Raw genomic sequence first — 22,452 nt, forward strand, 5'->3', positions numbered from 1 at the left:
CACCGGGACGGGCGCAGGGGCTCTGGAGAGCGCCCTGAAGCGGGAATCGGCCGCATGGCGGCGGTCGGAACAGCGGGTAGCGCTCCGGGGCAGACGCGCGCGGGCATCCAGGGCCGACAGGGGGTCGGCGCGCGCGGCTGGCGCGATCAGAGGGCGGAGGGCGCGGAGGGCGCGGAGGGCGCGAGGGCGCAGAGGGAGTGGAGCGGGCGAAGGGAGTCGAACCCTCGTCATTGGCTTGGGAAGCCAAGGTAATAGCCGTTATACGACGCCCGCGGTGGGAGCGGATTATGGCCCAAGCTGGGACAACCGCCGGGCGAGGCGCTCAGAGGATGTACCCGCCATCGATGGTCAGGCTGGTGCCGGTCATGTAACCGGATTCTGGCCCTGCCAGGAACGACACCAGTGCGCCGATCTCGTCCGGCCGGCCCATGCGACCCATCGGCAGCTTGTCTTTCAGGTAATCGGCGAAGGGCGCGCTCATGTCGGTCTCGACGGGCCCTGGCTGGACGTTGTTGATCGTGATGCCGCGAGGCGCCAGATCCAGTGCCAGGTTCTGCGCCATCGACGCGACCGCCGCCTTGGTCATTGCATAGACGCTGGTCCCCGGCGCGCCGGTGCGAATCGCCGTGTTGCTGCCGATCGTGATCACCCGCCCGCCGTCGCGCATCTGCGCCACCGCCGCCTGGATCGCGAGGAAGACGCCCCGGACGTTGACGTTCAGCGAGAGATCGAGGTCCTCCAGCGGCATCCTGTCGACAGTCCCATGGCGCAACACGCCGGCATTGACCACCGCCACGTCCAGCGGCCCCAGGCGGTCGACCGCCCGCTCGACCGCCGCCCGTAGTGCCGCCGGATCGGCGCTGTCGGCCGGGATCGCCAGGCCTCGCCCGCCCGCGACCTCGATCGCGGCGACGACCGCCTCCGCCGCATCCGGCCGCGACACGTAGGTCAGCGCCACGTCGAAGCCATCCCGGGCCAGCCGCTGCGCGATGCCCGCGCCGATCCCACGTGAGCCGCCGAAGACCAGCGCCACGCGGCGCGTCCGGGGTGATGTCGTCATCGCTGCTTCCTTCCTTCGATCCTTGGATCGTTTATTGGAACAATCGTTCCACAATCAGGCAAAAAAATGCGGGCTCACTTCAGGGCCCGCAGGGCAAGACGCGCCAGGGCGCGCAGTTCGGCCTCACCGGCGCCGCCTCGTGCGGCCAGCCGCAGCGCCGCGATCTGGGCGAGCAGGAAACTCACCGCCTGCCGCGGATCGAGCGTTGCCGACAACTCGCCGTCGGCCTGCGCCGCACGGACCCGCTCGAGGAGCGCCGCCTGCAGCGCCTGCCCGGCCGGCGCGCGAATCTCGATCAGTTCGGGACTGCCCTCGCTGTCGGTGCCGAATTCCTGCACAGAGCTCACGCCCAGGCAAGGCCGATGGGCCGTCGCCGCGACGCGCTTGAACATCCGTTCCAGGCCATCGAGCCCCGTCTTCCCGGCCTTGAGTTCACGCAGATGCTCGCCGGTCTCGTCGTCGGCATAACGGCGCAGCGCCGCGCAGTACAGCGGCCACTTGCCGCCGTAGGTGTTGTAGAGGCTCTGCTTGCCGATACCCATCGAGGCGGTAAGCATCTCGGCGGACGTGCCCGCGTAGCCATGCTCGCGGAATAGCGCCACCGCGGCATCCAGCGCCACGTCGGGATCGAATTGCTTGGGTCGGGCCATGCGGCGGACTGTAGCGATTATGGAATGACCGTTCCAAATAAAGGGACTTGGCAACGAGCGCCGACGCGCGCGCAGCGGCGGCGCTCGCCGCTCAGTCCCAGGCGGGTGCGAAGTCCGGATTGGCCAGGCGCTCGCCGCGGTCGAGCGTGGCGATGCGTGCCATGTCCGCATCGTCCAGCCGCAGCGACAAGGCCTGCAGGTTGGACGCCTGATTGGCCGGTCGGGTGGACGACGGGATCACCGCCAAGCCCTGCTGCAACTGCCAAGCGAGCGCGACCCGAGCCGGCGTGGCGCCGTGCTTCCCGGCGATGTCCAGCAGCACCGGCTCGGCCATGACCTTGCCGTAGGCCAGCGGCATGTAGGCGGTCAAGTGCAGGCCCTGCGCCCGCGCGAAATCGACCACCGCGCGGTTCTGCAGGAAGGGATGGCGCTCGACCTGGTTCGTCGCCAGCGCCGCGACGCCGACGAGCTCGATCGCCTCGCGCATCTGCGCAACGGTGAAGTTGGAAAGACCGATCGCGCGGGTCAGGCCCTGGCGCTGCGCATCGAGCAGCGCCTCCAGCGTCTCCTTCAACGGCACCGCGCCACCGGGTGAGGGCCAGTGGATCAGCGTCAGGTCGACGGCGTCCAGGCGCAGCTTGGCCAGGCTCTCGCGCAGGCTGGGGACCAAGCGGTCGCCGGCCAGCGATTCGGTCCAGATCTTGGTCGTGACGAAGAGCTCGGCGCGCGGCACGCCGCTCTCGGCGATCGCCTGGCCGACTTCGGCCTCGTTGTCGTAGATCTGGGCGGTGTCGATGTGGCGGTAGCCGAGCGACAGGCCGCTCTTGACGGCATCGACGACGGTCTGCTCCTTCAGGCGGAAGGTGCCGAGGCCGAGCGGGGGCATGGGGCGGTTGGAGGGGGTCATGAGGAACTCCGGAAAAGGGATCGGGAAGCGAAGGGACGGGCGGGGGGTGTCGTGCTCAATGTCCAACGACGACAGGACCGGCGCCGGGCGCACGACGCGGCAGCGGGAAGCGGCGGTCCAGGCGGCCAGCCAGCACCGTCAGCGCGAAGGCGCCGAGCACCACGATCGCGCCGATCCACGGCGTGTGCAGCAGCCCGAGCCGTTCGACGATCAGGCCACCGCCCCAGGCGCCGCCGGCAATGCCGAGATTGAACGCGGCGATGTTCAGGCCCGAGGCGACATCCACCGCCTTCGGCGCGTGGGCCTCGGCCTGCTGCACGACGTAGAGCTGCAGCCCCGGCACGTTGCCGAAGGCGAAGGCGCCCCAGGCGAGCACGGTCAGCACGGCCGCGATCGGCGAGTGCGCGGTGACGCTGAGCACGAACAGCACCGCGGCCAGCCCGAGGAAGATGCGCTTGAGCGCGCCGACCGGGCCACGCTTGTCGGCGAGCTTGCCGCCCCAGACATTGCCGAAGGCCACCGACACGCCGTACACCAGCAGCACCAGGCTGACGCCGTTGGCCGAGATGCCGCTGACCTGCTGGAGGATCGGCGCGAGATAGGTGAAGGCGATGAACGAGCCGCCGTAGCCCACCGCCGTCATCGCATAGACCAGCAGCAAGCGCGGCTGGCGCAGCGGCTCGAGCTGGTGCAGCAGGCTGGCCGGCGCCGGCTGGGCCAGCTTGCGCGGCACGAAGACCAGGCTGGCGAGGAAGGCGACCAGGCCCAGAGCGGCCACCGCGAGGAAGGTGGCGCGCCAGCCGAAGTGCTGGCCGACGAAGGTGCCCAGCGGCACGCCGGTGACCAGCGCGACGGTCAGTCCGGAGAACATCGTGGCGATGGCGCTGGCCGCCTTCTCGCGCGGCACCAGGCTGGTGGCGATGGTCGAGCCGATCGAGAAGAACACGCCGTGCGCGAGGCCGGTCAGCACGCGGGCGACGACCAGCGCGCCGTAGCCCGGCGCGAGCCACGCCAGCAGGTTGCCGGCGGTGAACAGCAGCATCAGCGCCAGCAGCAGCTGCTTGCGGGGCCAGCGGCCCGACAGCGCGGTGAGCACCGGCGCGCCGATGGCCACGCCCAGCGCGTAGAGCGAGACCAGCAGGCCCGCGGAGGGAAGGCTGACGCCGAGGTCGGCAGCCATGGTCGGGATCAGGCCCACGATGACGAATTCCGTGGTCCCGATGGCGAAGGCGCTGACGGTCAGCGCCCAGAGAGCGATCGGCATGAGGAGGACTCCTGCGGTGAGGGGACGATGGGCGCCAGTGTGCGCATTCGTCACTTGCAGAAAAAGCCTCGAACGACCAAATGATTTTTGCCTCGGTTGCAAATATGATGCCGCCGATCCCCGGGACGCGGTCGACCGGGGCCCGACCTTGGACAGGAGCGCCCCCATGAAGAGCACCCTCGACGAACTCGCCGTCCTCGCCGCCATCGTGGACGCCGGCTCGATCAGCGCGGCCTCGGAGCAGCTCGGGCAGACGGTGTCGGCCGTCAGCCGGGCCCTGAGCCGGCTCGAGCAGAAGCTGGGCACGACGCTGATGCGGCGCTCGACGCGCCGCCTGGAGCTGACCGAGGAGGGCCAGTTCTTCCTGGCCCGCGCCCGCAAGGTGCTGGCCTCGGTCGAGGAGGCGGAGGAGCAGCTCGCCCTGCGCCGCGACCAGCCGGCCGGGCGGCTGCGCATCAATGCCGCCTCGCCCTTCATGCTGCATGTGCTGGTGCCGCTGATCGGCGGCTTCCGCGAACGCTTCCCGCAGATCGAGCTCGAGCTCAACAGCAGCGACCAGATCATCGACCTGCTGGAGCAGCGCACCGATGTCGCACTGCGCATCGGCACGCTGGCGGATTCCTCGCTGCACGCGCGGCCGCTGGGCAGCTTCCGACTGCGGGTGCTCGCCAGTCCCGCCTACCTGGCGGCGCACGGCCGCCCCACCCGGGTCGAGCAGTTGAGCGGCCACCGGTTGCTCGGTTTCACCGCGCCGGAAAGCCTCAACACCTGGCCCCTGCGCTGGTCCGGCGGCGAGGGCTATCCCATTGCCGCCACGCTCAGCGCGTCCAGCGGCGAGACCCTGCGCCAGCTCGCCATCGCCGGCCAGGGGCTGGTGTCGCTCTCGGACTTCATGACGGCGCAGGACCGCGCCGACGGGACGCTGGTGCAGGTGCTGACGCCGCACACGGTCGACACCCGCCAACCGGTGCATGCGGTCTATTACCGCAACACCGCGCTGGCTTCCCGGATCAGTTGCTTCCTGGACTACCTGGCCGAGCGGATGGCCGTCCTGCAGGCCGGCTGAAGCAGCGCCACCGACGGGAGCCACCCAGCAGGGGCAGCGCCCCACCTCTCCATGCCATGGCCGCCGCCCACAGACACAGATGGGCGGAATGGTCGGCAAGCGCCTGCGCCGGAACCATCTCGGCTCCCTCACTCCGGAGTCGAGCCATGACGCTCTCCTTCTCCCGCCTCTCCACTTTCGCGCGGTCGATCGTGCCGCCGCTCCTCGCCACCCCTGCCCTGCTCATCGGTGCGAGCCCGTCCGCTGCGGCGGACGGTGCTTCCGGCGGCTACGCGATCAAGCAGTCGGTGTTGCTGGCCGACGAGGCCCGCCTCACCAGCGATCCCGTCATGACGGCGATCAAGCGGGCGATCGCGACGCTGCCCAACGAGCAGGTGGAGGCCATCGTTCCGAATCGCGCCGCGAATCCCGCCAATGTCCGGCGCGTCGAGGGCCTGATGTCCAGCGCCGACTGGGACCATCTGTTCCCGCTGCGTGCGCCCGAGTACACCTACGGCGGCTTCCTGCGCGCGATCGGCAAGTTCCCGGCGGTCTGCGGCGACTACGCGGACGGCCGCGACGCCGAGGCGATCTGCCGCAAGGCGCTGGCGACGATGTTCGCCCACTTCGCACAGGAAACCGGCGCGCACGAGAGCTACCGCCCCGAACCCGAGTGGCGACAGGGCTTGCGCTGGGTGCGCGAGATGGGCTGGACCGAGGACATGCGCGGCGGCTACAACGGCGAGTGCAACCCGGCCACCTGGCAAGGCAAGACCTGGCCCTGCGGCACCTTCGTCAACGGCGAGTACAAGAGCTACTTCGGTCGCGGCGCCAAGCAGCTGTCCTACAACTACAACTACGGCCCGTTCTCGCTGGCGATGTTCGGCAGCGTGCGCACGCTGCTGGACAAGCCGGAACTCGTCGCGGACACCTGGCTGAACCTGGCCAGCGCGGTCTTCTTCTACATGTACCCGCAGCCGCCCAAGCCGCCGATGCTGTTCGTCGTCGACGGCACCTGGCAACCCAATGCGCGCGACCGGCAGAACGGCCTTCAGCCCGGCTTCGGCGTGACCACGCAGATCATCAACGGCGGCGTCGAATGCGGCGGCTCGGTGGAGGTCGCGCAATCGCTGAACCGGATCAGCTACTACCGCGCGTTCGCCGCCCACTTCAAGGTGCCAGTGCCGGCCGACGAAGTGCTCGGTTGCAAGGGCATGAAGCAGTTCGACGAAGGCGGCGCCGGCGCCACGCCGACCTACTGGGAGCAGGACTATCGCTGGGTCGCCGCGAATCCGGAAGGCCGCAGCTACGCCTGCAAGCTGGTCGGCTATCAGACGCCGCACTCGGCGCTCACGGCGGGCGACTATGCGGCCTGCGTGAAGCACCACTTCCCCGACGTCACCATCGTCGACGACCGCGTCCTGTCCTGGGGCAGCAACGACCGCAAGGGCACGCTCGACACCGTTTACGAGTACCAGAACCCTTACTCCCGCCAGACCGAATACTTCAGCCTGCAGGGCCTGGGCAGCGACGGCCGCTACTGGTACTTCCCGACCGACAAGACGAACAACCGCTTCTGGGTCTACCTGGGCACGGACAAGGCCGAGGCGCTGGCCGCCAACAGCCGGATCGCCGCGCTCAAGTCCTGGGGCGCCAATGATCGCAAGGCGGCGATCGGCGACCGCTTCCGCTACCTGAACCCGTACAAGCCGGGCATGCCGATGGAGGTCTACGAACTCCGCGCCACGGGTGCCGACGGCCGCTACTGGTACTTCCCGACGACGACCGCCGCCAATGCGCAGTGGACCTATGTCGGCCCAGCGGTGACGAGCGCCGCGCCCCGCTGATCCGCGGAACGACGACCGCACCGGCGGCGCGTCAGCGACGACGCGCCGCCGGCGAGATCAGCGATTGATGTCCCCGAGACACAGGTACTTGGTTTCGAGGTACTCGTCGATGCCCTGGTGCCCGCCCTCGCGCCCCAGTCCCGACTGCTTCACGCCGCCGAACGGCACCTCCGCCGACGAGATCAGGCCGGTGTTGATGCCCACCATCCCCGACTCCAGCCCCTCCGCCACACGGTAGATGCGGCCGATGTCGCGGCTGAAGAAGTAGCTCGCCAGGCCGAACTCGGTCGCGTTGGCCATCGCGATGCCCTCGGCCTCGGTGGTGAAGCGGAAGACCGGCGCCACCGGCCCGAAGGTTTCCTCGCGCGCGCACAGCATCTCGCCGGTCGCCTCGGACAGCACCGTCGGCTGGAAGAAGCGGTCATGCAGGCGCGCGCCGCCCACCAGCACCTTGGCCCCCTTCGCCACGGCGTCGGCGACATGGCGCTCGACCTTCTCGATGGCCGCGTCCTCGATCAGCGGCCCCTGCGTCACGCCGGGCTCGAAGCCGTTGCCCACCTTCAGGCCGCCGACCTTCTCCGCCAGCTTCGCGACGAAGGCGTCGTAGACCCCGGCCTGCACATACAGCCGGTTCGCGCAGACGCAGGTCTGGCCGGCATTGCGGTACTTGCTGGCGATCGCCCCCTCGACGGCGCTGTCCAGGTCGGCATCGTCGAAGACCAGGAACGGCGCGTTGCCGCCCAGCTCCAGCGACAGCTTCTTGATCGTCGGCGCGGACTGCGCCATCAGGATCCGGCCGACCTCGGTCGAGCCGGTGAACGAGAGGTGGCGCACCGCGTCGCTCGCGCACAGCACCTGGCCGATGGCGATCGACTGCTCGCTGTCGCCGGTGATCACGTTCAGCACCCCGGCCGGCATGCCGGCGCGCTGCGCCAGTTCGGCGGCGGCCAGCGCGGTCAGCGGCGTCTGTTCGGCCGGCTTGATCACGACCGGGCAACCGGCCGCCAGTGCGGGCGCGACCTTGCGGGTGATCATCGCCAGCGGGAAGTTCCACGGCGTGATGGCCGCGCACACGCCCACCGGCTGCCGGATGACGACGGTGCGCTTGGACGCGTCGGTGGTCGGCACCACCTCGCCGCGGACGCGCTTGGCCTCCTCGGCGAACCATTCGACGAAGCTCGCCCCGTAGACGATCTCGCCACGCGCCTCGGCCAGCGGCTTGCCTTGCTCGGCCGTCAGGATCCGGGCCAGGTCGTCCGCGTGCTGGATCAGCAGGTGGTACCAGCGCATCAGGATGGCCGAGCGCTCCTTGGCGGTCTTCGCCCGCCAGGCCGGCCAGGCCGCATTCGCGGCGGTGATCGCCGCGTCGGCCTCCGACGCCCCGAGGTTGGCCACATGCGTCAGCAGCGCGCCGGTGGCCGGATCGTCGACGTCGAAGCGGCTGGCGCCGCCGACCCACTCGCCGTTGATCAGCGCGTCGGTCTTGAGCAGGCTCGGATCCTTGAGTTGCGCCAGCGGGGAGGTCTTGGGGTCCATCGTCGCCATGTCCGTGCTCCGTGTCTCTGTCCGGGAAAGGCCGGCATCCTAGCCGCGCCGCGCGGGTTGCCATGTCAACACCGCGTCAACGGGGGCTCGGCTCCTATAATCGAAAGCTTCGCGAAATCAAGCGCTTGGCCCGCCTTTCCGGCAAGCCGCGCACCCGCGAGGACACACACTGATTCATGTCGCAGCGACATCTGCGCCACACCGAACCGCCAGGCCCATCAAGCAAAGGACAGGCATGAAAGCCGCTGAGATCCGCAACACCTTCCTGAAGTTCTTCGAATCCAAGGGCCATCAGATCGTCGCGTCGAGCCCGGTCGTGCCCGGCGACGACCCCACGCTGCTGTTCACCAACGCGGGCATGAACCAGTTCAAGGATGTGTTCCTGGGCTTCGACAAGCGCGCCTACACCCGCGCCACCACCGCGCAGAAGTGCATCCGCGCCGGCGGCAAGCACAACGACCTGGACAACGTCGGCTACACCGCCCGCCATCACACCTTCTTCGAGATGCTGGGCAACTTCAGCTTCGGCGACTACTTCAAGAAGGACGCGATCGCCTTTGCCTGGGAGCTGCTGACCCAGCACTTCAAGCTGCCCGCCGAGAAGCTGTGGGTCACCGTCTATTCCGAGGACGACGAAGCCTACGAGATCTGGAACAAGGAGGTCGGCGTACCCGCCGAGCGCATCGTGCGCATCGGCGACAACAAGGGCGGCCGCTACATGTCCGACAACTTCTGGATGATGGGCGACACCGGTCCCTGCGGCCCGTGCACCGAGATCTTCTACGACCACGGCCCCGAGGTCGCTGGCGGCCCTCCGGGCTCCGCCGAGGAAGACGGCGACCGCTACATCGAGATCTGGAACAACGTCTTCATGCAGTTCAACCGGACTGAAGACGGCGTGATGCACAAGCTGCCCAAGCCCAGCGTCGACACCGGCATGGGCCTGGAGCGCCTGGCCGCAGTGCTGCAGCATGTGCACTCGAACTACGAGATCGACCTGTTCGTGAACCTGCTGGCCGCGGCCAAGCAGGCGGTCGACGGCGCCGGCGCGGGTGACTGCGACAAGGACTCGCCGTCGCTGAAGGTCATCGCCGACCACATCCGCGCCTGCTCGTTCACCGTCGCCGACGGTGTGATCCCGGGCAACGCCGGCCGCGGCTATGTGCTGCGCCGCATCGCCCGCCGCGCGATCCGCCACGGCTACAAGCTGGGCGCCCGCACCCCGTTCTTCCACAAGCTGGTCGCCGCCTTGGCCAGGGAGATGGGCGACGCCTACCCCGAGCTGCGCCGCGACGAGGCCCGCGTCACCGAGGTGCTGAAGCAGGAAGAAGAGCGCTTCTTCAAGACCATCGCCACCGGCATGGAGTTGCTGGAATCGGCGCTGGCCGGCGGCGCGAAGCAGGTCGACGGCGAGACCGCCTTCAAGCTGCACGATACCTACGGCTTCCCGGTGGACCTGACCGCCGACGTCTGCCGTGAGCGCGGCGTGACCGTGGACGAGATCGGCTTCAACCGCCTGCTCGAGGAGCAGAAGGATCGCGGCCGTCAGGCCGGCAAGTTCAAGATGGCGCAGGGCCTGGCCTACAGCGGCGCGGCAACGACCTTCCACGGCTATGACCACCTGACGCGCGAGGACGCCAAGGTCGTGGCGCTGTATGTCGACGGCTCCGAGGTGCAGAGCGCCGCTGCGGGCGACGACGTCGTCGTCGTGCTGGACCACACGCCCTTCTATGCCGAGAGCGGCGGTCAGGTCGGCGACGCCGGCGAACTGCGCAACGCAAGCACGCGCCTGGTCGTCGATGACACGCTCAAGATCCAGGCCGATGTGTTCGGCCACCACGCGCAGGTCGTCGAAGGATCGGTCAAGGTCGGCGACAGCTTCGTCGCCAAGGTCGACACCGAACGCCGTGCCCGGACGGTCCGCAACCACAGCGCGACCCACCTGATGCACAAGGCGCTGCGCGAGGTGCTGGGCGCGCATGTCCAGCAGAAGGGTTCGCTGGTCAATGCCGATCGCACCCGGTTCGACTTCGCCCACACCGCCCCGATGACGGCCGAGGAAATCCGCAAGGTGGAGGCCATCGTCAATGCCGAGATCCTGGCCAATGCCGATACCGACGCTTCGGTGATGGCGCTGGACGACGCGCAGAAGAGCGGCGCGATGATGCTGTTCGGCGAGAAGTACGGCGAGACCGTGCGCGTGCTGAGCATCGGTTCGTCCAAGGAACTGTGCGGCGGCACCCATGTGCATCGCACCGGTGACATCGGCCTGTTCAAGATCGTCGCGGAGAGCGGCGTCGCCGCCGGCATCCGTCGTGTCGAGGCCGTCACCGGCGATAACGCGCTGCACTACCTGCAGTCGCTGGAGTCGACGGTGCAGGCCGTGGCCGGCACGCTCAAGGCCGCGCCGGCCGAACTCGAGCCGCGCGTGCAGGCGGTGCTGGAGCAGGTCCGCGCGCTGGAGAAGGAATTGGCCGCCGCCAAGAGCAAGCTGGCCTCCGCACAGGGCGACGAGTTGCTGTCGCAGGCCGTCGACGTCAAGGGACTGAAGGTGCTGGCGGCCACGCTGGCCGGCGCCGACGCCAAGACGCTGCGCGAGACCATGGACAAGCTCAAGGACAAGCTCAAGACCGCCGCCATCGTCCTGGCCGCTGTCGACGGCGACAAGGTCCAGCTGGCCGCGGGGGTGACCGCTGACGCGACGGCCAAGGTGAAGGCAGGTGAACTGGTGAACTTCGTCGCGCAGCAGGTCGGTGGCAAGGGCGGCGGCAAGCCGGACCTGGCCATGGCCGGCGGTACCGACGCCAAGGGCCTGCCCGCCGCGCTGGCGAGCGTGCAGGCCTGGGTCGGCGAACGCGTCTGACACACAAGGGGCGCAGACTCGGGGTGACGGCGGTCATCGAACCGCCCGACCCGGCACGCTGACGAACCCTCTTCTTCAAGGGCCCCGGTCGGGCCCTTGTCGTTTCATGCAACTGGAGTAGCAATGACTGACACCCCGATGGCCGACGAGTTCGGCGACTCGATCGACGTCGAGAACGCGCAGCGCCTCGGCGAGCTGCTGGCCGTGCTGGCCGGCCAGGCTGATCCGGATGCCCCGGCGATCACGCTGGACACGCTGGACGGCTATCTGACCGCACTGCGGGTGGGTCCTTCGGACGCCGCGCCGATCCAGGCGATGGACGCGCTGTTCGGCGAGGACTGGCCGGCCGGCCTGGACGAGGAAGACCTGACCGACGCCTTCATGGAAGCGCTGCATGTGCGCTGGAACGAAATCGGCGACAGCCTCGAGCCGCAACCGCTGCTGGAGGCTCCGGAGCAGATGCACCTCACGCCGCTGATCTCCGAGTTCGATGAAGAAACCAAGGCGGAACTGGTCGCGCAGGGCGCGGTCACCGCCGAACTGCTGGAACGCATGCCCGCCCCCGGCGCGATGTGGGCCCAAGGCTTCCTGCAGGCGGTGGAAGACACGCATGCGTGGACGCTGCCTGCCGGTGACGGCGCCGACGACCTGCAGCTGATGCTGGAGGCGATCGAGGCGGTGACGCTGGCGCCGGACTCGACGCCGCGCGCGGCCTACATCGAAAAGGCCTACGAGGAACCGGACAACATCGACCAGAACGCGCTGATCGACGACATGCTCTTCACCGTGCAGGACTTGCGTCTGTTCTGGATGCAGCAGCGGGTGCTGAAGGACGCGATCTCGGGCCTGGCCGGCGACGACTCGACCCACTGAGCATTGCTCCCCCTCGAACGCCGGCCTCGCGCCGGCGTTTTTCATGGCGCCGGCCAACATCGCGAATGCCGAGACTGGCGCAGCGCCCCGTCTCGACGACCCACCAGCGGCAGGCCACCCGTCGGGCCACCGCTCAGAGCCGGCCCTTGCAATTGGGCGCGCCGCAGCGGCAACGCAGCCGCCCTTCGTGATGGCTCTCGCCGTAATCGGCGCAGATCTCCTCCCCGGCCGCGATGTCACGGATCGCGTAGAACTCGGCTCGCCCCTGCCGGATGCGCAGCACCGCGTTGGGCGCGCAGCTGTGATTGACGTGGCGCAGCGCGCAGTCGGACTTCGTCGCGTCGATTGCCGTCTTGTCGGTCACTTCGACGACATGGATGCGACGCCGGCCCTCGATGCGTCGGCGGGCCTCGCGCACCGGCACGATCTCGCCGCGCATCTCGCCGATCTTGAGACGCGCCGGGATCGGCTCGGCGGCGAACACGCCCAGGCCATCGATCGGGCTCTTGTCCACGGTGAGCGCGAAGCGCTCGGCCGGCTGCGGCTCGCCCTTGCGACGCACCGGCGCCTCAGCAGTGGCGGCAGCGGCGGGGACGGCGGCGACGGGACTCAGTCGAGGCATGAAGACGAGGCGCGGTCTCTCGGCCGCGGAGAATCGGAAACGCGCATTGTCGCGCCGTTGCCACTCGCCACCGGTGGCCGGTGGCAGTCCGCGATTGACGGCCGCGACGCGCGTCCAAGATACTGGCCCGCATGTCCCTCGCGAACCGCGCCGTCCTCGTCGTCCAGCCGTGCTGCATGTGCCTATCGCATGCGCACCTGAGCGCACGCCAGTCGGGGCAGCGTCGATCGCGGTAGACCCTCCCCCAAGGATCCGGACCTCAAGGTCTCCACCAGGATCCCCGACTCCCCCCGACAAGGCCCGCGCAACCCGCGGGCCTTGTCGTTTTCCGCCCTCGGTCCTTCACCCCACCAGGAGACTCCGATGCAGACCCCGCCCCCTTCCTCCCGCGACTTCCGGCTCGCCGACGGCCTGACGCTGAGGCGCCCGCGCGTCGAGGACGCCCGCGCCCACGCCGAGCTGATGGGCCATGCCGGCGTGCAGCCATGGCTGCTGCAGACACCCTATCCATCGGAACTGCAGTGGCAGGAGCGCTTCGGCAAGGCGCCTGACACCGCAAGCGGCGAGCTGGTGCTGCTGGCCTTCGACGGAGACCGCCTCGTGGGATCCGCCGGCCTGCATCCGGTCGGTCCGCAGGCACGCCGCCGCCACGCGATGATGCTGGGCATCGGCGTGCATCCGGACGCGCATGGACGCGGCGTGGGTTCGGGGTTGATGGACGCGCTGATGCGTCAGGCGGACGACTGGCTGGGCCTGCAGCGCATCGAATTGACCGTGTTCGTCGACAACCTGCGGGCGATCCGCCTGTACGAGCGCTTCGGCTTCGAGCATGAGGGGCGTCTGCGCGGCTTCGCTCTGCGTGAGGGCCGCTATGTCGATGCCTTCACGATGGCGCGGTTGCATCCGCACCCGCCGGTGATCGAACGCTCAGCAGCGTGAATGCAGGCGGCGCCGCGTGGCGCCGCCTGCCTGGGTCTCTCCAGTTGCCTGTCGATCCAGCGCAATCAGTCCATCGAGACCAGCGCGCCTTCGGCGCTGCGCCGCTGCGTTTGCGCATGCACATCGCCTTCGGCGGCGCGGCCTTGCGGTTGGGAGGAACTGTCGGTGCCGCGCTCAGGAACAGCCGGCTGGGGTGCCGGCGGGCGGCTGGGCTGACGCTTGCCGGTGATCAGCAGTCTGGCCAGCTTGACGACCTCGCTCGCCTGCGCCGGGGCGGCGGGCAGCAGCAAGGCAACGCCCAGCAGGGCAGCCCCCAGCAGGGTCAGAGGAGGCCGCTGAGCGGTCTGCACTTGTCGTTGTGGGCTCTGCATGGTCTCCCCGCGCGAATCTGGGTCTTGGCGTCGATGGTGGAGTATCGAAAGTCAGGCCGCGCGCCGCCAGAGGCTGGCGACGAATTGCGCCCTGGAGCGGCTGACTTGCGGTCAGGCGGGATGGGTTCACCCGGGCGAGGAGGCGCTCGCGCCAGCCTGCGGCGCTCCGCGGCGCGGCGTCGATGCCCGCAATCCCGCACCGCGCACCTCGAACCGGACCTGCTGCAACACATGCCCGCGACCGTCCAGCAGCGCGAGTTCATGGCGGCCCGGCATCGGCAGCCAGTCCAGCGTCGGCCCTTGGCCGATGACGCGACCATCGAGGCGCCATCTTGCCGTCGCCCCTCGTTCGAGCCGCCCTTCATGGGCAAAACGAAGCCGTTGCGCCGCCGGCGGGATGTCCGGGTCCAGGGCGTAGATCGCGCCGTCGGTCGGATTGCTGAGCGCGATGGCCGTGCCAGCGGACTGGATCACCGCCTGTTCGGTACCAGCGATGAACCACTCCCGTCGCGGCGGCTCCTGCCCGCTGTCGAATCGTGTCTGCTGAGCGACCACCCCGCGAGGCGCCTCCACCGCCTCGGGCATTCGACCCGCATGCAGGGCCAGCATCACTTCGCGCCACACCGGCGCGGCGCCGCTTACACCGGAAACCTGCTGCATCGCTTCCCCGCTGGAGTTGCCCACCCACACGCCAACGGTGTAGCGGCTGGTCCAGCCGATGCACCAGTTGTCCCGCATGTCCTTGCTGGTCCCCGTCTTGACCGATGCCGGAAACGGCAAGGCCAAGGCACTGGACAGGCCGAAGGTGAGCGCCCGCGCGTTGTTGTCCGCCAGCATGTCGCCGACGATGAAGCTGGCCTTGGGATCCGCCACCTGACGGGCCGACACCCGCTTGCCGACCGCGCCCCGCGTTTCCCCGCCGGGCAGCACCGCGTCGGAATACTTGCCACCATTAGCGAGCGCACGGTAGGCGTTGGTCAGCCCCAGCAAAGTGACGTCCGCGCTTCCAAGGGCCAGCGAGGGTCCGTAAAAGCCGCCCGTCTCGGGCAACCGCAGCCCGAAGGCGTTGAGACGTTCGAAAACCGCCTCCGGTGTGAGCATCAGCGACAGTCGCACCGCCGGGATGTTGAGGCTGCTGCCGAGCGACGCCCGCGCGCTGATCCAGCCGCGATACTGCTTGTCGTAGTTCTGCGGCAGATAGAGTCCGGCCGCCGTCGCGATCTGAGCCGGCGAGTCGTCGAGCAGGCTAGCCGCCGTGATCAAGCGGCGTTCGATCGCGAGTTCATACAGGAAGGGCTTGAGCGTGGAGCCCGGCTGCCGACGGGCGAGGACATGGTCCACCTGCGCCGACTCCGACAGCTGGCTGCCGCTGGAGCCGACCCAGACCCGCACTTCGCCGCTGGCGTTGTCGAGCACGAGGACGGCGCCATCCTCGACCTGCCGCCCGGACAGTTCCGCCAGATGCCGCCGCAGCGACTGGACGGCGACCCGCTGCCAGGTCGCATCCAGCGTGCTGCGCTGCGCCGCGGGCCCGCCTGGCTGAAGCGCAAGCCGGGCGAAATGCGGCGCCCACTGCGGCGCATCCGCCACGGTCAGCGCCTTGCGACGCAGGACCGCCCCCACCTCGTCCGTGAGGCCCTCGCAGTTCTGACGCATCGCTCGCAGCACGCCACAGGCCCGGGCGCTGATGGTCTCCACTGGCGAGTTCGGCCCGCGCAGCATCGCCGCGAGCATTGCCGACTCCCGCATATCGAGCCCGCTTGCCCGTTTGCCGAAGAGTGTCTGCGCTGCGGCCGACACGCCGACCAGCTCCCCGCGCAAGGGCACGCGGTTCAGGTAGGCCTCGAGGATCTGCGCCTTGGTCCACTGTGTCTCCAGGCGACTGGCGACCCACGCCTGCCCCAGCTTCTGCCGGAAACTGCGGCCGCCCCGGCGCGCCAGGTCCTCGTCGAGCAGCCCTGCGAGCTGCATCGTCACCGTCGAGGCGCCGCGCGTGCGCGTGTTCCACAAATTGGCCCACGCGCTGGACGCGACTGCGGACCAGTCGACGCCGCTGTGCTCATAGAAGCGCTGGTCCTCGGACAACAGCATGGCCCGCAGCAGCGACGGCGACATGTGCTCGATCGGCACCCAAGCAAGGACGCGGCGTTTCGGATCCAGGCGAAGCGTCTGCAGGACCTCGCCGCGTCGGTCCAACAGTTGGAAGTCCGACACAGGATGCGCGGCCCGCGTCTGCGCAAAGGTGGGCAGCGTCTGAGCGCACGCGCCTCCCCAAACGCCCACCAGGCCGGCGACGACCGCCACGATGCGCCTCGCCGCTCGCGCGACGCGCGAGCATGAGCAGTCGCCGGACTCGCTCAAGGCGCCACCTCCAAGGTGGCGTTCGGCAGCTCGCCGAATCGATCGGGCGAGTACATTGCCTCGGCACGGGTGGTCGGCATCTGGAAGCGCCCGGCGTTGTTCAGGCGCACCGTGTAGGTCAGCACATGGCGACCGCGCGGCAGGTAGCCGAAGTAGGCGCGCCAGGCGGTGAAGCTGCGCTCGATGAAGTCGGGCCAGGCTTCCCCCTCGGCGCGTTCGCCCTGGCTGTCGATCGTGCCCTCGACGACCGCAGCACCCGTCGGCAACGGATCGCTCAACACCACCCAGGACATGTCGGCCGCCGCCTCAACCTCCAGGCGCACCCGCATCACATCTCCGCGAGACCAACGCGGCGCCGCCTTCTGGGACACCGCCGTGACGGTCCGCTTCACGGTGTATCCCGAGTTCAGCGGCGCTTTCAAAGGCACGGCGGACAAGGCCTGGATCGTCGCCCAGGGCTTGCCTTCGCCGATCTGCTGGACCGACAGCATGGCCTCTCCCGAAGCAGGCCAGGGCAGACGCAGCTCGCCGCCGCCCGCCTTGCCTGCCCAGTCCAGCGTCGCGGACGCAGCGGCCAGCTTGGCCTCGGTTCGACCCTTGACTGCCTGCGACTCGAAGCGGGCGGAGAATTTCTCCAGTGCCAAGGCGCCCCATAGGTTCGCGGTCGTGTTGAACCACGCCCCACGCTCCTGACGCGCGAGCGTGCCCACAACCAGGCGGGGCAGATCCTCCTTCCATGCCGGGTCGTCGACCAGCGCCAGGATCGCGCGCGCCGCAGTCGCGTCACCGCTGCCCATCAGCCACCACCAGGCGTCGCCGTCTTCGTTGACGAAGCGCAGCGTCGTTCCAGCGAAGCTCAGGCGGCTTCGCAGCTGGTTCTGCGCGGCAGCGATCTGGGCGGCACGATCCGGCGCGGCGGTCATCCGCTGATGCAGCACCAGCCAGTCCACGACAGCGATGGTGGGCCAACTCGGCAAATTGCGACCGTCCACGGTGCCCAGCTGCCGCACCGTTGCCTTGCCATGGCGCGCAAGCGCGGCCAGCGCCGCCACGCGCCGAGGCTCCTCGTCGGGTCGCGGCGACCAATGTCGACGCTCGATGCGCCCCTCCACGAAAGCGGCCAATCCCTCGAGTGCCCGGTTGAGCTGTGCCGTGGGCAAGGCGCGACCGGACTCCTGCGCCGCAGCCAGCAGATGGGCCGTGAGGACATCGCTGCCCTGGGTGAGGTGGCGGGACAGCGGGAAGTAGGAGAAGAGTCCGTCGCTGTCCTGGTAACTCGACAGCTGTCCCATCAGTCCTGACCAAGCGGCGTCGTCGTGCAACGCGATGAATCGGGAACTCTGCTGCTCGAGGCAGGTGAACGGGTATTGCTCGAAGTAGCGGCGGATGCCGGGCAGTGCGCTCGACAAGCGCGGCTGGAGCCCGACCTGCAGTCCGCCTCGCTTGACGCCCTGCGCCGGCAACGCATCCGCCGGCGCTGCGACCGGAACACTGAGCGGCCCATCGAGTTGCCGCAGCGTCGCCTGGAGCACGCGCAGGGGCACGGCCGCCTGCACGGCTTGCGTTGTCCGCATCGCGTCCTTCGCTCGTGCGCCGCCCTGTTCCTCGGCTTGCGCTTCCCACACGATGCGCTGCGCACCTTCAGGAATGACGATGTCCCACCCCAGCTCCTGCGCGGCACCCGCCGGCAACTTCACGGCGCGCGTCTCGGTCGGCACCGGCTGCACTCCTGCGTCAAAAGTCGCCTGGCCGGTGAGGCTCACGCGCAGGTCCATCGGGCGCTGCGTCGCGTTGCGTACCGTGACCATCGCCTGGACGCGATCGCCTTCTCGCACGAGCGGCGGCAGGCCGGAGAGCAGTTGCAGGTCCTGGCTCACGTTGATGCTGCCCTCGCCCGTGCCGAAGCGCTGTCCGGGCGCATCCGCGACCGCGACCAGCCGGAAGCGCGTCAGCGAGTCGTTCAACGGCACCTGAACGAGGGCTTCGCCTTGCGCATTCAGCCTCACCACCGGCTGCCAGGCCAGCAGCGTGTCGAAGAGTTCCCGCGTGGCGAAACCGCCTCCGCCACCCGCCGCCACCGCTTTGCGCCCGTAATGGCGACGGCCGATGATCTCGCTGTGCGCAGTCGCTGTCGTCACCCCCCAGGCGCGGGTCTGGATCATGCTTTCCAGCAGCTTCCAGCTTGAGTTCGGCGCCAAAGCCAGCAGACCTTCGTCGACCGCGGCGAAAGCGATCTGCGCGTCGGGGACCGGCTTGCCGTCCTGCGTGACGCGGAGCTTCACCTGCGCGCTTTGACGAACTCCGTACTGGGCCTGCTGAGGCACCACCTCGACCTGCAAGCGATGCTTGGCCTGCCCGATCTCGATAGCCGCCATGCCGAACTTGAGGGAGGGTTTGGAGAGGTCGACCATGGCCGTCGGCGGCTGGTAATCGCCGGACGCTCGCCATTCCCGCCACCAGTTGACTGGCTCTCGCCATCCCCAGGAGAGGAACGAATACCAAGGCACCTCGCGCAAACGCCCCCGAAGGACCATCACGCTGACGTAGGCGTTGGGCGTCCAATTGCGGTCGATCTTCAGGTCCAGCCACGGGTCGCGCCCCGACAGCCGGCGTACTTCGTGGTGAAGCACCCCTTCGCGCTCGACCGTGATCAGGGCGGTCGCCTCGCGATATGGCATGCGCACCTGGAAGCGGGCCGTCTCTCCCGGCTCGTAGCGGCGGCGTTCGGGGATCACGTCGATGCGGTCGTCGTTGTCCTGCGCGAACCAGGTCTCGCCAGCTCGGGTCACCCACAACGAGCGTGCTGCGCGAGCCGTGCGGCCACCCTCGTCCTTCGCCGAACCCAGGAGTTCGACCTGCCCGCCCTGGCTCAGCTTGATCTCGCAACGCATCAGCCCCATGGCGTCCGTCTTGCCACTGCAGAGCTCTCCGAGCTCCTTCAGCTGACGCTGATGCTCGTAGGCGTAGAAGCCCCCGACCAGGCGCTTGCGGGTGCTGAGCGTCTGGATCTGTCGCGCATCGACGCTGATTTTCTGGTTGGCGAGCGGCTTTCCATTCGTGTCCAGCGCCACCGCCTGGATCTGCAGGGGCTGCCCATTGGCAACCCAGCTCGGTGCGCGCAGGCCGATGACCACGTTTGCCGGCCACACGACCTGCGAAGCCGCGCGCGTATGCGTCTGGCCGTCCGGATCGCGGTAACTGAGCTCCACGCGCAATTCGGATGGCCGGTCCACGGCGCCCTTCAGCGGTACCTTGAACTGGATCCCGCCCTTCGCATCGGTTTGGAGGGCGAGCTTGTCGAGCAGCAGCCGGCTCGTGCCCGCCGGACCGCCCGTAGCGTCGTCATCACCGGTGTCGCTCTGGCTCGCGCCGTCCGGGCCTTGCGCCGAGGGCGGATCGAAGGCGAAGTCCTCGAACCCCGGAAACTGTGCCCAGCGCGTCTGCAACAGCGCGCTCACCTCGGTCGGCGCCTTGGCCATCGGACCGCCGGCCATGAAGTTCAGTTGCGCCGCCCAGGATTGCTCCTGTGCGCCGAGCACGGGAGACTTCGGCGGGCTCAATCGCGCGTCGATCAACGGCACGCGGAACTCTTCCACTTTCACGCCGCCGCTGTCCCAACTGCGTTGGGCTCGCGCGTCGCCGCTGCGCTCCATCACGAAGCGGTAGCGCCCCAGCTTTGCATCTGCGGGAACTTTCCAGGAACTCAGGGCATAGCGCGCCCCCTCCCAGCGCAGATCCAGCAAAGCGACGTCCTCGCCTGTCCCTTCGAACTGGATGCGCAGCCTGTTCGGAAGTTGATCGGCAGAAGCGTCGGAGAGTCCCTGGACCGTCTCGAGACGGAAGAAATGCTTCATGGAAACCGTTTCGCCAGCTCGCACGAGCGGCCGGTCGGTGACCGTGTGCGCCCGCGCATTGCGTTCGGCCCCCCACGCGATCGGCACGTTGAAACGCCACGGCTCGATGCCACGGCTCCATCCGCTGAACATGAAGCTCATGTCCTGTGGCTTGCCAGGCCGATCAAGGCGCGCCGTGATGAAGAGCCCCGACTCGGCGATGCATTCGCCCCGCCCTCGATCTGCATCGAGGTCAGGGCGATCGATGCGTGCCAGTCCTTGCGCATCGGTCCTACCGGTCCACAAGGATTTGCCATGACAGTCATACACCGACACCTGGGCTGATTCGACCGGGCGCCCTTTGTCGAGCGAAGTCACCCAGACCAGGCTGTCGTCCTTGCCGAGCTTGAAATGCAGGCCGAGATTGGTGACCAGCGTGCCGGTCCGGACGAACATGGGCTGCACGGGGTCGAGCAGCGACTGCCCCAGGCGCGGTGACTTCAACTCGAGCACGTGATAGCCCGGCTGCGACAGCGGAATGCCGATCACGTCGATCGCCTTGTCCGGATTTGGGGGCGGAACCGTCATCGACTGCAGGTCGGCCGCGCCTTTCAACCACTCGAACTTGCGGTCCTCCCATTCGTTCTGCCGGTGCAGCCGACCGTACCAACGAAGAATCTCGACGTCGTCGCTGATGCGCTTGATCCGCAGGTGTCCCCCGGAGCGCCCCTGCAGGTCTGCTTGCACGTGCCGCATGCTCAGGGGTACGAGGCTGGGCCCGCTGGACTCCCATTCAACAATGCCAAAAGGGGAAGCCGCGAACTTGGCCAATGGAGGCGCCGCAGCGGTCCGGACCTTCATCGGGAAACTCGCTGCGTTCGAGAGCGCTCGGCCACTCTCATCCTTGATGCCTGCAGGCAACTCCAGGACGTACTCCTGCTGCTCGGCCAGCGGCGCAGGAAAGCGGACCGAGGACAAGGCGTTCGTCGAGTCCTGCACCTCATCGGTCGGCGCGCTAGGCGACAGACTGACGCCCGAGGGGCCCTTCAGCCGTGCCTTCAGCGCTAGCTCTCGGGGAATCGGCTCGGAGAATGACAGCGCCAGTGGACGAACCGGCAGGCAGGGCGCGCTGGCGCGCTCGCGTTCGCAGGAGAAGTCGGCCGTAAGAGGAGGCCGCACGGAAAAGTTCAGCCGTCGCTCCCCGCGCGTCCGCACCGTCGCATTGGACGCGCCGGCGATGCCCGCGCCCCACACCACACTGGCATCTGCCCCTGCCGGTAGCGGCCGCTTGCAACCGACAAGGATCCACGCCTCCCCGTCGGTGTGCCGCTGTCCCAGGGTCCGCAGAGCCGCATCGCGCTCCGCATTCGGGCGCACCTCCACCGGAATGCGCTCGCCGAGCGCCTTCGACTCGCACCACATGTTTGGCGCCACAGTGTCCAGGCGAGGCGTGCCGGACAGTTGCAGGAGAAAGCGCTGATCTTCCTCGATGCGCGCGCCCTCCCATGGCCTCACCTGCCTCACGGTTGGCGCGCTCAGTTGAAACATGAACTGCCGCACTCCGGACCAGTCGGAAGTTGCGCCGGGGGCGGTCGGCCGGAAATCGGGACGCGCGGTGACGGTGCACTTCGCGCCAGCAGCGAGCGGCCGAAAGACGTCAAAAACCCACTCGCGCTCGTTGGTCCATCGCCCGGCGCCGGCGACCTCGGTACCGTTGCACCGCAACTCGACGGGGCTAGGTAGACGCGGATCCCCAAGCCGCACCGCTGCCGCCTTGAATCGAACGACGACGTTCTGTGTGGCTTCCACTTCTCCTTGAGGAGAAACCGAAGCGATTTCGGCAGCATTGCCCGACTGCCCAGCCGCGAACATTGCCAGCACCGCCAGCCTTAAAAAGTTCGCCGTCTTCCGTGTCCAATGCACACCCGCTCCCCGCAATTACAGAGGAGGGCAAGTCTATTTGCCTCGTGCCGAGAAACACAGCCCCACAAAAGGGGCCATCGTGCCCACCGAAGCGGGGAATTTGGTTTCCGTGGAAGGGAGTCTGTCGTGCTTCGCCTTCAAAACGCGTGATCCGAGGGCAACACGCATTTAGAGAGCCCAAAAGCAAAAACCCCTCGATCGTTTCTGATCGAGGGGTTTGCGGGATATTAGCCTGACGATGACCTACTTTCACACGGGAATCCGCACTATCATCGGCGCTGAGTCGTTTCACGGTCCTGTTCGGGATGGGAAGGGGTGGGACCGACTCGCTATGGTCATCAGGCTTGAC

General features: G+C 68.4%; 14 protein-coding genes, 1 tRNA gene and 1 rRNA gene. 5 read left to right on the plus strand and 11 right to left on the minus strand.

What is annotated here, in order from left to right; genetic code table 11:
• Nucleotides 1-198 precede the first annotated feature (198 nt).
• From CS062_RS19110 to CS062_RS19130, 5 genes are all read right to left on the minus strand, one after another.
• Nucleotides 199-273 (minus strand) — tRNA-Gly (locus tag CS062_RS19110).
• Nucleotides 274-322: 49 nt separating this feature from the next.
• Complete coding sequence (locus tag CS062_RS19115) at nucleotides 323-1,060, minus strand: SDR family NAD(P)-dependent oxidoreductase (protein WP_199174291.1); 738 nt, start codon at nucleotides 1,058-1,060, stop codon at nucleotides 323-325.
• Nucleotides 1,061-1,134: 74 nt separating this feature from the next.
• Nucleotides 1,135-1,710, minus strand: coding sequence for a TetR/AcrR family transcriptional regulator (locus CS062_RS19120; protein WP_099863155.1), 576 nt, complete (start codon nucleotides 1,708-1,710; stop codon nucleotides 1,135-1,137).
• A gap of 91 nt (nucleotides 1,711-1,801) precedes the next feature.
• Nucleotides 1,802-2,617, minus strand: a complete 816-nt coding sequence (gene dkgB, locus CS062_RS19125) for a 2,5-didehydrogluconate reductase DkgB (protein WP_199174292.1) — start codon at nucleotides 2,615-2,617, stop codon at nucleotides 1,802-1,804.
• A 55-nt stretch (nucleotides 2,618-2,672) separates the two neighbouring features.
• Entirely contained in the window at nucleotides 2,673-3,881 is a 1,209-nt protein-coding gene (locus CS062_RS19130) for an MFS transporter (RefSeq protein WP_099863157.1), read from the minus strand.
• Nucleotides 3,882-4,047: 166 nt separating this feature from the next.
• Between CS062_RS19130 and CS062_RS19135 the strand changes: the two genes are divergently transcribed.
• Nucleotides 4,048-4,947 carry a LysR substrate-binding domain-containing protein gene (locus tag CS062_RS19135; protein WP_099863158.1) on the plus strand — a complete coding sequence of 300 codons (900 nt, stop codon included), beginning with the start codon at nucleotides 4,048-4,050 and terminating at the stop codon, nucleotides 4,945-4,947.
• Nucleotides 4,948-5,093: 146 nt separating this feature from the next.
• Nucleotides 5,094-6,773: a chitinase gene (locus CS062_RS19140; RefSeq protein ID WP_099863159.1), complete on the plus strand. Its 1,680-nt coding sequence runs from the start codon at nucleotides 5,094-5,096 to the stop codon at nucleotides 6,771-6,773.
• Nucleotides 6,774-6,830: 57 nt separating this feature from the next.
• On the opposite strand, the gene CS062_RS19145 is transcribed toward CS062_RS19140, so the two are convergent.
• On the minus strand, nucleotides 6,831-8,309 hold the full coding sequence (locus CS062_RS19145; RefSeq protein WP_099863167.1) for an NAD-dependent succinate-semialdehyde dehydrogenase: 1,479 nt from the start codon (nucleotides 8,307-8,309) through the stop codon (nucleotides 6,831-6,833).
• Between the two features lie 244 nt (nucleotides 8,310-8,553).
• On the opposite strand from CS062_RS19145, the gene alaS reads away from it, so the two are divergent.
• Together alaS and CS062_RS19155 are read left to right on the plus strand one after the other, a co-directional pair.
• On the plus strand, nucleotides 8,554-11,181 hold the full coding sequence (gene alaS / locus CS062_RS19150) for an alanine--tRNA ligase (protein WP_099863160.1): 2,628 nt from the start codon (nucleotides 8,554-8,556) through the stop codon (nucleotides 11,179-11,181).
• A 123-nt stretch (nucleotides 11,182-11,304) separates the two neighbouring features.
• Nucleotides 11,305-12,054 carry a UPF0149 family protein gene (locus CS062_RS19155; RefSeq protein WP_099863161.1) on the plus strand — a complete coding sequence of 250 codons (750 nt, stop codon included), beginning with the start codon at nucleotides 11,305-11,307 and terminating at the stop codon, nucleotides 12,052-12,054.
• A gap of 133 nt (nucleotides 12,055-12,187) precedes the next feature.
• On the opposite strand, the gene CS062_RS19160 is transcribed toward CS062_RS19155, so the two are convergent.
• On the minus strand, nucleotides 12,188-12,676 hold the full coding sequence (locus CS062_RS19160; protein ID WP_099863162.1) for an SET domain-containing protein: 489 nt from the start codon (nucleotides 12,674-12,676) through the stop codon (nucleotides 12,188-12,190).
• Nucleotides 12,677-13,039: 363 nt separating this feature from the next.
• Between CS062_RS19160 and CS062_RS19165 the strand changes: the two genes are divergently transcribed.
• A complete protein-coding gene (locus CS062_RS19165; RefSeq protein ID WP_099863163.1) occupies nucleotides 13,040-13,615 on the plus strand; it encodes a GNAT family N-acetyltransferase in 576 nt (191 codons plus the stop codon).
• 65 nt (nucleotides 13,616-13,680) lie between these two features.
• Here the strand turns inward: CS062_RS19165 and CS062_RS19170 are convergent, their stop codons facing one another.
• The 4 genes from CS062_RS19170 to rrf all read right to left on the minus strand — a co-directional run bounded on the left by CS062_RS19170 (nucleotide 13,681) and on the right by rrf (nucleotide 22,446).
• Nucleotides 13,681-13,905, minus strand: coding sequence for a hypothetical protein (locus tag CS062_RS19170; RefSeq protein WP_158238836.1), 225 nt, complete (start codon nucleotides 13,903-13,905; stop codon nucleotides 13,681-13,683).
• A 207-nt stretch (nucleotides 13,906-14,112) separates the two neighbouring features.
• Complete coding sequence (gene pbpC / locus CS062_RS19175) at nucleotides 14,113-16,347, minus strand: penicillin-binding protein 1C (protein WP_233218149.1); 2,235 nt, start codon at nucleotides 16,345-16,347, stop codon at nucleotides 14,113-14,115.
• Nucleotides 16,344-22,052 carry an alpha-2-macroglobulin family protein gene (locus tag CS062_RS19180; RefSeq protein WP_099863165.1) on the minus strand — a complete coding sequence of 1,903 codons (5,709 nt, stop codon included), beginning with the start codon at nucleotides 22,050-22,052 and terminating at the stop codon, nucleotides 16,344-16,346. Before CS062_RS19180 ends, pbpC begins: the two co-directional genes overlap by 4 nt.
• Before the next feature lie 281 nt (nucleotides 22,053-22,333).
• A 5S ribosomal RNA gene (gene rrf / locus CS062_RS19185) occupies nucleotides 22,334-22,446 on the minus strand.
• Nucleotides 22,447-22,452 lie beyond the last annotated feature (6 nt).

Origin of the sequence: Roseateles chitinivorans (assembly GCF_002761755.1) — a bacterium.
GTDB classification, from domain to species: domain Bacteria; phylum Pseudomonadota; class Gammaproteobacteria; order Burkholderiales; family Burkholderiaceae_C; genus Roseateles; species Roseateles chitinivorans.

Excerpts from the sequence above, each read along its gene's own strand:
- CS062_RS19115 (WP_199174291.1), bottom strand. The coding sequence starts at position 1,060 with ATGACGACATCACCCCGGACGCGCCGCGTGGCGCTGGTCTTCGGCGGC.
- CS062_RS19120 (WP_099863155.1), bottom strand. The coding sequence starts at position 1,710 with ATGGCCCGACCCAAGCAATTCGATCCCGACGTGGCGCTGGATGCCGCG.
- dkgB (WP_199174292.1), bottom strand. The coding sequence starts at position 2,617 with ATGACCCCCTCCAACCGCCCCATGCCCCCGCTCGGCCTCGGCACCTTC.
- CS062_RS19130 (WP_099863157.1), bottom strand. The coding sequence starts at position 3,881 with ATGCCGATCGCTCTCTGGGCGCTGACCGTCAGCGCCTTCGCCATCGGG.
- CS062_RS19135 (WP_099863158.1), top strand. The coding sequence starts at position 4,048 with ATGAAGAGCACCCTCGACGAACTCGCCGTCCTCGCCGCCATCGTGGAC.
- CS062_RS19140 (WP_099863159.1), top strand. The coding sequence starts at position 5,094 with ATGACGCTCTCCTTCTCCCGCCTCTCCACTTTCGCGCGGTCGATCGTG.
- CS062_RS19145 (WP_099863167.1), bottom strand. The coding sequence starts at position 8,309 with ATGGACCCCAAGACCTCCCCGCTGGCGCAACTCAAGGATCCGAGCCTG.
- alaS (WP_099863160.1), top strand. The coding sequence starts at position 8,554 with ATGAAAGCCGCTGAGATCCGCAACACCTTCCTGAAGTTCTTCGAATCC.
- CS062_RS19155 (WP_099863161.1), top strand. The coding sequence starts at position 11,305 with ATGACTGACACCCCGATGGCCGACGAGTTCGGCGACTCGATCGACGTC.
- CS062_RS19160 (WP_099863162.1), bottom strand. The coding sequence starts at position 12,676 with ATGCCTCGACTGAGTCCCGTCGCCGCCGTCCCCGCCGCTGCCGCCACT.
- CS062_RS19165 (WP_099863163.1), top strand. The coding sequence starts at position 13,040 with ATGCAGACCCCGCCCCCTTCCTCCCGCGACTTCCGGCTCGCCGACGGC.
- CS062_RS19180 (WP_099863165.1), bottom strand. The coding sequence starts at position 22,052 with ATGTTCGCGGCTGGGCAGTCGGGCAATGCTGCCGAAATCGCTTCGGTT.